The organism is Psychrobacter sp. AOP7-B1-24 (genome assembly GCF_052376215.1).
Taxonomy (GTDB): Bacteria; Pseudomonadota; Gammaproteobacteria; order Pseudomonadales; family Moraxellaceae; genus Psychrobacter.
Map to the genome: position 1 here is coordinate 1 of NZ_JBQSVL010000122.1, position 4,885 is coordinate 4,885.

The 4,885-nt window shown below is 42.3% G+C and carries 3 protein-coding genes and 2 pseudogenes; 2 read left to right on the forward strand and 3 right to left on the reverse strand.

All coding sequences use genetic code 11. The features are described from left to right. Window positions 1-298: pseudogene (locus ACT3QP_RS14090) on the reverse strand (IS982 family transposase); the annotation flags it as partial. A gap of 209 nt (window positions 299-507) precedes the next feature. Between ACT3QP_RS14090 and ACT3QP_RS14095 the strand changes: the two are divergent. Continuing rightward, window positions 508-1,845 carry an FAD-dependent oxidoreductase gene (locus tag ACT3QP_RS14095; RefSeq protein WP_089111068.1) on the forward strand — a complete coding sequence of 446 codons (1,338 nt, stop codon included), beginning with the start codon at window positions 508-510 and terminating at the stop codon, window positions 1,843-1,845. Between the two features lie 78 nt (window positions 1,846-1,923). Here ACT3QP_RS14095 and ACT3QP_RS14100 read toward each other — a convergent pair. Both ACT3QP_RS14100 and ACT3QP_RS14105 read right to left on the reverse strand, forming a co-directional pair. Further along, a pseudogene (locus ACT3QP_RS14100) lies at window positions 1,924-2,205 on the reverse strand (glutathione-disulfide reductase); the annotation flags it as partial. Window positions 2,206-2,252: 47 nt separating this feature from the next. Continuing rightward, window positions 2,253-3,808 (reverse strand): IS3 family transposase gene (locus ACT3QP_RS14105; protein ID WP_444525940.1). Its coding sequence is split into 2 segments (ribosomal slippage): window positions 2,253-3,355 and window positions 3,355-3,808, totalling 1,557 coding nucleotides; the frame shifts between segments, so codons are not numbered across the junction. A 325-nt stretch (window positions 3,809-4,133) separates the two neighbouring features. On the opposite strand from ACT3QP_RS14105, the gene ACT3QP_RS14110 reads away from it, so the two are divergent. Then, window positions 4,134-4,382 carry an antitoxin VbhA family protein gene (locus ACT3QP_RS14110; RefSeq protein ID WP_443563061.1) on the forward strand — a complete coding sequence of 83 codons (249 nt, stop codon included), beginning with the start codon at window positions 4,134-4,136 and terminating at the stop codon, window positions 4,380-4,382. The last annotated feature ends 503 nt before the right edge of the window (window positions 4,383-4,885 follow it).

Consider the following 4,885-nt stretch of genomic DNA (forward strand, 5'->3'; position numbering starts at 1 on the left):
GTTTAACGATATGCTGTTGTATCAAAGTTTTTACCTGTAACAAATTGACGCACTGCTTGGCAAAGTTGGGATATGAGCCTATTTGTGGAAACCATGTTTGCCAATGCTGTTTAAAATACTGATGGATTTGTGAGTCGGTGTCCATCTGTAAAAACTCACCCACTATTTCCATGGTAATAATTTCACTGTCGGTTAGCTTTGGTGCATATCCGCCTTGTCTTAGCCGGTTTGTTACAATCTTTTTGTAGTAGTCATCTACCATTAGATAGATTTTAATGATAAATTCGTCGATGGGCATGGCTTGTTCTCTAATCTTTTTGGTCATTGATTAAAGTTTAAGTTCATGCCTTTTTTGTTTCAACCCCGCTTAAAAGTGTTGAGAGTGGGGTATTAATATGTTAAATTTTATTAATAAAATTGCATATCTCTACTATATCATTACACTATGGAGCAAGTTCTATTTAATCATAAAACTTATAATCAATCATAAAAACAGAGGGGCTCACAGTGACCATAAAACACATCGAACATCTGATTATCGGCTTTGGCAAAGCAGGTAAAACTCTGGCACAAGCTTTAGCCAAGACAGGCAAATCCGTGATTTTAGTGGAGCAGTCCGCTACCATGTATGGTGGTACCTGTATCAATATTGGCTGTATTCCCTCAAAAAAATTAGCCTTCTTAGCTTATGGTCATGACGTACAACCATCACTTGCTCAAGCAGTTAGCAAAAAGAACGATTTAATTGATAAACTTAATCATGCCAACTTTGAGAAAGTTGATAGTCTAGATAATGCCGAAGTGATTACAGGCAAAGCCAGTTTTATTGATAATAAAACCGTGCAGGTCGTCACCGATACTGACACATTGACCATCACTGCTGATTATATTTACATCAATACAGGGGCGTATAACTGGCAGCCGCCGATTGATGGGTTAAAAGACAGCAAATTTGCCTACGACAGCACCCGTATCATGCAACTAACCGATTTACCAAAACAGCTCGTTATTATTGGTGGTGGCTATATCGGGCTAGAGTTTGCCTTTATTTTTGCAGGGTTTGGCAGTGAAGTGACGATTTTAGAAACAGGCGATACCTTTTTACCACGAGAAGATGAAGATATCACCAAAACTTTACTCGCTATCATGGCAAAACAGCATATTACAGTCAAAACTAATCAGCAAATCAAAAAAATAAGCGATAGTGGACAGCAAGCCACAATTACCACCGCTGATAGCGAACTGCATGCCGATGCGATTTTGGTTGCTACAGGCCGCAGAGCCAATACCGAAGGGCTAAACCTTGAAAAAGCGGGCATTGAGCTTACCGATAAAGGTTATATTGCTGTCAATGAAAAATTACAAACCAACGTGCCGAATATCTATGCGATGGGCGATGTGGCAGGCAGCCCCCAATTTACCTATATTTCGCTCGATGATTATCGTGTAGTTAAAAGCCAAGTATTGGGCGATGGCAGTTACACCACCAAAGACCGTACTTTCCCTTATGCGGTGTTTGTCAATCCGCCACTTGCTAATGTCGGTATGACCGCAAAAATGGCAAAAGATAAAGGTTATGACATTAAAACCGCCACACTAGATGCAGCAACTATTCCTAAAGCCAATATCTTAGAACAAGCTGATGGGCTGCTTAAGGCCGTAGTAGATGCTAAAACTGATAAAATCTTGGGTGTGCAACTGTTGTGTGCCGAGTCGCATGAATTGATTAACTTTATGGATTTAGCAATCCGTCAAGGCTTAACCTACCAGCAGGTGCGTGATCATATTTTTACCCACCCTAGTATGAGTGAAGCATTGAATGATTTGTTTGCTGCTATCAACTAACTGTTTTATAGCGAGGTTAGACGTTGCTTATAACGGCTAACCTCATTTACTTTCAATATTCACTCACTTTATATCCGCTTAGTTAAAACTTAAAAATTCTTCTGCACTTGTTGGATGAATGGTAAATGTCTCTTCTAAATCTGCTTTAGTAATACCAACTTTCATTGCCAAAGCAAATCCTTGTAAAATTTCATCCACATCTGACCCGACGGCATGAATGCCCACCACGGTCTCATCGCGACCTGCACAGACAATTTTAACTGTCGATGATGTTATATCATCGTGTGCAACCGCACGAAACATGGGCATAAATTTATTAGTGTAAGTTTTTACATTTACTTGACCATGGGCTTTAATCGCCGCTGACTCACGGAGTTTTTCAAGGTAGTTGTCACCATCAAGCTAAATTAAGCGGCTTGTAATCTTTGCTGTTGTTGCTCTTTTACAGGATTTAGCGTTGTTGGCCCTACAGGCTCGCAGTTCCTCACCTCCTGAGTTCCCCAACGTATCGGGTTTTCATCTTTAGCGCGCTGCATCGTGAGCAGACGCTTCGCCAGTATTTCCTTATCCTCACCCGTATGGCGCTGATTGGGCGTCACAAAGTTCAGCTGACTGTGCTTATGCTCATTGTTGTACCAGCGCGTGAAGCTCAGCATCCATCGTCTTGCCGCATCTAAGCTCTTAAAGCCATCGATAGGCCAATTAGGGCGATACTTGCAGGTTTTAAATAAAGACTCTGCAAACGGGTTGTCATTACTGACACGCGGTCTGCTGTAAGAGGTGAGTACCCCAAGCTCATACGCTTTCATGCGCATGGTTTGAGCTTTCATCGGTGCCCCATTGTCTGAGTGTAGCACCACCCCAGTGTGCAATGCATTCTCACTGATTAAAGTACGCGCAAGCAGCTGAGCTGCCAGTACACCTGACTCGTGGTCATAAACCTCCCAGCCAACAATTTTACGGCTATAGACATCCTCTATCATGTACAAATAATAGAACTGACCCCGTACCGGACTTGGCAGATAGGTGATATCCCAGCAGAACACTTGGCAAGGGCCAGTGGCAGTAAAGGTCTTTGGGGCGCTTGAGGCTTTAGGGGCAAGTGCACGACCGCGGTGAGCCAATTGCTCATGCTGCCTCAGCACCCGATAAAAGGTAGACTCTGAGCCATGATATATCCCCTCATCAAGCAGGGTCGGTACAATTTGGGTGGGCGGCAGACTGGCAAAGCGGGGCTGATTGCACACGGCTAGGATGGCGGCTTGTTCAGAGGCGCTCAGTTTATTCTTAGGAGCTTGGCGCACGACGTCACACCGTTTATCACCATTCACGTGACCTGCGCGGTACCAGCGCCGATAGGTGCGGATGCTAATGCCAACTTCAATACAGGCAAGGTTAAGTCTGGCTCCTGAGTGATTGGCCTCTTGTATCCAGTCTATGTATTGCTTGCGCTTAGGGAGCAAGGTCAGTCGTCCTCGTGCTCCTCCCAAAACGCTTCCAACTTTTTTCGCAATACCAGTAAGGCGGCAGTTTCAGCTAAAGCCTTTTCTTTTCGAGCAAGCTCTCGGGTGAGTTGTTTGATCTGTTTGCGATCGCTCTGCTGCTGACGCTTGTCTTTCAGGCTTTGTTGTTTGCTGCTGCTAAAGCCTTGTAAGGCGTCAGTACGCCACGCTTTGATTTGCTCAACATATAGGCCTTTGCTGCGGCAGTATTCGCTAAGTTCACTCTCGCTTAGGGTGGCCGTCTCTATAATGGTGGCAAGCTTGGTTTCGCTTGACCAGTCATCAGGGGTTTTATGGTTCGATGGCATGGGGTGACCTTGTTCTCTAGCTTGGGCACGCCAATTATACAGGGTCTGTAATCCGATGCCTTCACTTCTTGAAACCTCGGCAACACTTAGGCTCAGCGGGGGTAGCAGTTTGCTGAGTATAGCCTGTTTACGTTCTTCGCTATATCGTGGCATGATGTGTCCTCATTGTCCCCTTTGGAATTATTATTTAGGGGTGACAACTATCCTGCCATAGGGGGTACACTATTGATGAGTTATTTAGTCCATATAGGTCTCAGAAAGCTTTAAAGCAAATAAGTTATGCGACTCTAGGAGATGCTAAAAGTACGAATTATTCAGTCACAATAGCTCTTGATATTAAACAATCATGATTTACCGATGTCTAAATCGTTAATACAATTAAATCAGCCGAATAAGACATATCAGTGAGAGAAAAGTTATCTAGATAGAAGACTATCTGACTTGCTGAACAATTTTATTACTACCGATAGGAGCTAGTATGGAATATTCTAAACTTGAAGCATCAATTATTGATGATCGTCCTATTCTAGTAAGTCAAAAAGAGATAGAAAAGCGACGCCGTATAACTGCATCCACTTTGGCCAGTTTCGCAGTAGATAACATTCCTATCAATCCAGATACTCAGCATATTTTTAAAGACTTTGAGGAAGGTAAGATTGCAACTAGCAGAGAAGTAAAAGCTTTGCGACACGCTCACTATACTAAGATAGCACTAGGAGATAATTAATCAACATCTCTTCTTTTACTAAAGCCTCAGTATAATACTTATCACTCGCTAACAGTTTTTTCATGCAGGTGGGTATGATTTCTAATCCTCCATGCGCTTGTGTCTGAGATAAGTCATATAGCCTTCATCCAATCTTTCTGCCACTTTACTAGCAAAAATGCTTTCATCCTCACCAATTTGTCTTTCAACATAGAAATTTTCACTATTAGAGAAAGCCCGTGAGTTATCATCTAGTCGATTGCAGCTAAAACTATCAAGGCCAAATACTAAATGTATTTGGCTTTTTTAATGATTTTAATAACAGCCTAGAGAGCGATGCGACAATAATTGTCGTGTACTGTTTGGTGATCAATGCAAACTGATGTCTGAATCTCCTAATAATACGGCAATACTGATATGATTATAGATATTAATAGTGAGAAGAACTCTACTGAAGGTAAGCGATATCTGAATACATGGTTACGCTTTACGTTATTAACAGACATATATTTTTATGAAAGTAG